Origin of the sequence: Mesorhizobium sp. M7D.F.Ca.US.004.01.2.1, assembly GCF_003997785.1 — a bacterium.
In the GTDB taxonomy this organism is placed as follows: Bacteria; Pseudomonadota; Alphaproteobacteria; order Rhizobiales; family Rhizobiaceae; genus Mesorhizobium; species Mesorhizobium loti.
Genome location: NZ_RZRQ01000419.1, coordinates 1 through 4,434, shown reverse-complemented (window position 1 = coordinate 4,434; position 4,434 = coordinate 1). Strand labels below are relative to the sequence as shown.

Annotated in this window: 6 protein-coding genes; 3 read left to right on the top strand and 3 right to left on the bottom strand. The window is 62.5% G+C overall.

Annotation, left to right across the window (positions count from 1 at the left end):
* From EN993_RS32015 to EN993_RS32005, 3 genes are all read right to left on the bottom strand, one after another.
* Nucleotides 1–140, bottom strand: a 140-nt coding sequence (locus tag EN993_RS32015; RefSeq protein ID WP_164757944.1) for a low affinity iron permease family protein, incomplete at its 3' end; no start/stop codon positions are given.
* A 313-nt stretch (nt 141–453) separates the two neighbouring features.
* Nucleotides 454–1,095, bottom strand: coding sequence for a DapH/DapD/GlmU-related protein (locus EN993_RS32010; RefSeq protein WP_127265776.1), 642 nt, complete (start codon nt 1,093–1,095; stop codon nt 454–456).
* A gap of 86 nt (nt 1,096–1,181) precedes the next feature.
* Nucleotides 1,182–1,685, bottom strand: coding sequence for a CreA family protein (locus EN993_RS32005; protein WP_126069545.1), 504 nt, complete (start codon nt 1,683–1,685; stop codon nt 1,182–1,184).
* Nucleotides 1,686–1,873: 188 nt separating this feature from the next.
* On the opposite strand from EN993_RS32005, the gene EN993_RS32000 reads away from it, so the two are divergent.
* The 3 genes from EN993_RS32000 to EN993_RS31990 all read left to right on the top strand — a co-directional run.
* The gene (locus EN993_RS32000) at nt 1,874–2,452 is read left to right on the top strand and encodes an SCO family protein (RefSeq protein ID WP_126069546.1); all 579 of its coding nucleotides are present in this window, start codon (nt 1,874–1,876) and stop codon (nt 2,450–2,452) included.
* Nucleotides 2,453–2,541: 89 nt separating this feature from the next.
* Entirely contained in the window at nt 2,542–3,414 is an 873-nt protein-coding gene (locus EN993_RS31995) for a 50S ribosomal protein L11 methyltransferase (protein ID WP_127265774.1), read from the top strand.
* 145 nt (nt 3,415–3,559) lie between these two features.
* On the top strand, nt 3,560–4,434 hold an 875-nt coding region (locus EN993_RS31990; protein WP_206532450.1), incomplete at its 3' end, for an aminopeptidase P family N-terminal domain-containing protein.

Genomic DNA, 4,434 nt, shown 5'->3' with positions numbered 1-4,434 from the left:
AGCTGCCATGTGTCCGAAAAGCCGAAGAACGGACCGCTTACCGCCCAGACGACGACGATCAGGCAGCAGACGGCAAATGTCGGCGGCAGGCCGGCTATATGGGCGACCCAGTTGGCGATCTTGGTGAAAAGCTTTTCCATCTGTCGAAATCCCTCAACGCAGCGGCGCGATGAGAAACAACCGGCGACCGTTTCAGGTTCCCGACGCGGACAAATACCTCAGGCACAATTGAATACACGCATAAAGAGAATGCGGACGAAAACACACCTTATGGGTTCAATGGCACAGTAACCCCACAGGCAAGAGAGCCTGTTCCTTCCGCTTCACAGCGGTTTACCTCCAGCCCCTTCCGCTGCGCCACCCCCGCATGGCGGAAGGGGTTTCAGTCCGCAGAGCGCGGAGCATGGTCTCCCGAAAGCGCCGCCCGGCTAGCGTCGACCTGTTTTTGGCAACTCAAACGGCGTCGTTTTCCCAGCGATCGAGGAAGACTTCGATCGGCATTGCCTGCATGTCGGGAACCGCTCTGGCGAGCTTTTCGACCGGCCAGTCCCACCAGGCGAGAGCTTCGATCCGCGCCGCAATATCCGGAGCGAAGCGTGGCCGAAGCGCCTTCGCCGGCACCCCTGCGACGATTGCATAGGGCGGCACGTCCTGCGTCACCACTGCGTTGGCGCCGACCACCGCGCCATTGCCGATGGTGATCCCGGGCATGATCACCGCGCCGTGGCCGATCCAGACATCATGGCCGATGGTCACGGCTTTCGCTTGCCGCCGCGCGCGGAATGCGGCGTCGACGCCCAGCCAGCGAAAATACTCGTTCGGCCGGTAGCTGAGCTTGTGCTGGGTCAGCCGCTCGATGGGATGTTCTAGCGCATTGATACGGCTGTTGGCGGCGATCGAACAGAATTTGCCGATCGTCGTGTAGATCGCTTCCGAGTGGCGTTCGAAATAGGAGAAATCGCCGACCGTGACCTCGCGCAGCACCACCCGCTCACCGATCGAGGCATAGCGGCCGAGCTTGCACGCTTTCAGCTCCGCGGTCGGATGGATGCGCGGCTCGGGGTCTTTCGGGACAAGGTTTTCGGAACGGTCCATGCTGGCGGCTTTACGTCAGAGCAATTGCTCCCGCAAGTCGCGAGCAATTGTCCGTCAGACCAATTGCGCGAAGGAGTTCGCTCCGCTCATTGCGGCTTGCCTTTGCTCCACACCACGTTCTGGCCGTAGAGCGGTACGGTGGTAACCGACATCTTGGCCGAGCCGTTCTGCACCTGGCGCGAATGCGAGAGATAGATCAGCGTCTCATTGGCCTTGTCGTAGATGCGGTTCACCACCTGCTTCTTCCAGATCAGGCTGATGCCTTGCTTGAACACTTCCTCGCCGCTCTCGCCCATGTCGATGTCGCCGATGGTGATCGGACCAGTCTGGCGGCAGGAGATCGAGGAATCGGACGGATCCTCGAACCAGTTTCCCTTGTGCAGGCGATCGATGATGCCGCGATCGAAATAGGAGACGTGGCAGGTCACGCCCTCCACCTTCGGATCCTTGATCGCCTCGACGATGATGTCGTTGCCGAGCCAATCGACGCCGACCTTGCCGACTTCCTCGGCGACGGCGGCGCCGGCGCCAAGGACAACGCACGCGGCCAACGCGCCGCCGATCAGTTTTCGCCCAATCAGTCCGTGCAAGGGTGCCTCCTGCGGTTCGAGTTGCCGGTCACAGGTGGGGCGAACAGCCCGGCTTTGCAAGCAGATACATCAACACCACCGCGGTTGCGGCAACGCGGCACTTTGCCTGCGCGGGGCCGAACCGCTAAGACTGTCACACAGGCGTGGCATTGAGCCGGCGCGACGATTTCTGCAGACGGACTTTTCTGATGATGCGTTCTATCCTGGTCGGCATTCTCGTCCTGATGGCGGCCGGCATCGGCTGGCTAACCTTCGACTGGTACCGCGGTCACTATGGCGGCGAGCCCTTCGGCGCCGCCTTTACGCTGGTCGACCAGAAAGGCGCGCCGATCACCGAGGCCGCCTTCAGGGGCCAGCCCAGCGTCGTCTTCTTCGGCTTCACCCATTGTCCCGAGGTCTGCCCGACCACGCTGTTCGAACTGGCCGGCTGGCTGAAGACGCTCGGCGACGACGGCAAGAACCTGCACGCCTATTTCGTCTCGGTCGATCCGGAGCGCGACACGCCCGATGTCATGAACGCCTATGTCAGCAATTTCTCCGACCGCATCACCGGCATTACAGGCGATCCGGACAAGGTCCATGCGATGGCCAAGTCGTTCGGCATCTACTGGAAGAAGGTCGACACCGGCGACGGCGACTACACGATGGATCACACCGCCTCGGTGCTGCTGCTCAACGCCAAGGGCGACTTTGCGGGCACCATCGCGTATGGCGAAAGTTCGGACACGGCCGTCGCCAAACTGAAGCGGCTGGCGGCGAAAGGCTAGAGCTTGATCCCGAAAAGTGGGAACCGGTTTTCTCGGACAAACGGAAACCCCGTTTGTCCTGAGATCATGCTCAAAAAGAAACACATTTCATGACCCAGACGCGCCTCTACTTTATCACCGGAAAGATCGAGTCTATCAGCATTTTCGCGGCGCTCGAGGCGGCCTTCGAGGAAGAGGGCCTGCCGATCGCCGTCCTGGAGGTCGACGAGGACAGAGACATCCACGAAGTGTCGCTCTATGCCGATGGCGACATCGAAATGGTCGAAACTCGCTTGAAGGACATCCTTGCCGGGCTTTCCCTGTCGAAGCCGGTCGAGCGCGAGGTCCTGCCCGACATCGACTGGGTGGCGCATTCGCTGGAAGAGCTGAAGCCGGTGCGCGCCGGCCGTTTCTTCGTCCACGGCGCGCATGACCGCAGAAAGCGCCACAGCGGCGAGCTCGCCATCGAAATCGAGGCCGGCCTCGCCTTCGGCACCGGTCACCACGGCACTACAGCCGGCTGCCTGGAAATGCTAGAAAAGGTAGTGCGGCGCGAGCGTCCGCGCAATGCGCTCGACCTCGGCACCGGCAGCGCTGTGCTGGCGATTGCCGTCGCCAAGCTGGCGCATATTCCGGTGCTGGCGACCGACATCGATCCGGTGGCGGTGAGAGTCGCTGCCGCCAATGCACGACTCAACCACGTCAAGGCGCTGGTGGAGACCGTGACCGCGCCGGGCTTCCACCATCCGATCTTCGGCAAACGTGCGCCTTTCGATCTCATCGTCGCCAACATATTGGCGCGGCCGCTGATGCGGCTGGCGCCGCAAATGGCAGGTCACATCGCGCTTGGCGGCTCGATCGTGCTGTCAGGCATTCTCGACCGCCAGCGCGACGCCGTCGTCTCGGCCTATGTCGGCCAGAATTTTCGCCACGTGCGCACCTTGCACCGCGAGGGCTGGGTGACGATTCACCTCAAGCATTGAGGCAGATAGGCCGGCAACGACCGAGCTGGACCAAGTTCCGCCGGTTGTCAGTCAAGCGATGCTGTAGCAGGTTGCGCCCAGCCGGAAATCGATTCCGATTTCCGCGACCGTACGCTACGGTTGTGCTGACTGCAGGAGGCCCACCATGTTCCAGACCTTCGATTCCGCGGGCGACCCGGCCGTCGGCAAGCCGCGCGTGGCGTTGCTGCGCCAATGGCTTGAAGCCAACGGGCTGGATGGCTTTATCGTGCCTCGCGCCGACGAGCACCAGGGTGAATATGTCGCCGACCGTTCGGCGCGGCTGAAATGGCTGACCGGCTTCAGCGGCTCGGCCGGTGTCGCCATCGTCCTGCGCGACCGCGCCTTCGTCTTTGTCGACGGGCGCTACACGCTGCAGGTACGCAGCGAGGTCGATCTCGATGTCTTTTCAATCGAAAGCTTGGTCGACAACCCGCCGGCCGTCTGGCTCAAGGATAACATCGGCAAGGGCGCGCGGCTTGGCTTCGATCCATGGCTGCACACGATCAGCGAGATCAAGGCGCTGCAGGCCTCGGCCGACAAATCAGGTGCGGTGCTGGTGCCGCTCGACAAGAACGCGATCGACATCATCTGGAAGGATCAGCCCGAGGCGCCGGTGACGCCCGTCGAGCTTCATCCGATCGGCTTCGCCGGCGAACTCGCCAAGGACAAGCTGGGGCGGCTGGCAATTGCGATCGCCGAGGACGGTGCCACCCATGCCGTGCTGACCGACCCCTCCTCCATCGCCTGGGCCTTCAACATCCGTGGCGGTGACGTTCCCCACACACCGCTGGCGCTCGGCTTCGCCATCCTCGCCGCCGATGGGTCGCACCAGCTGTTCATGGATAAGCGCAAATTCTCGCGTCAGGTCGCGGCCTACCTCACCCAACTCGCCGAGCCGCATGAGCCCGGCGAATTCGAAGCGGCAATCGTGGCGCTTGCCAAGAGTGGCGCGAAAATCGCGCTCGACCCGGTGCTGGCTGCCGACAGGCTGCGCATGCT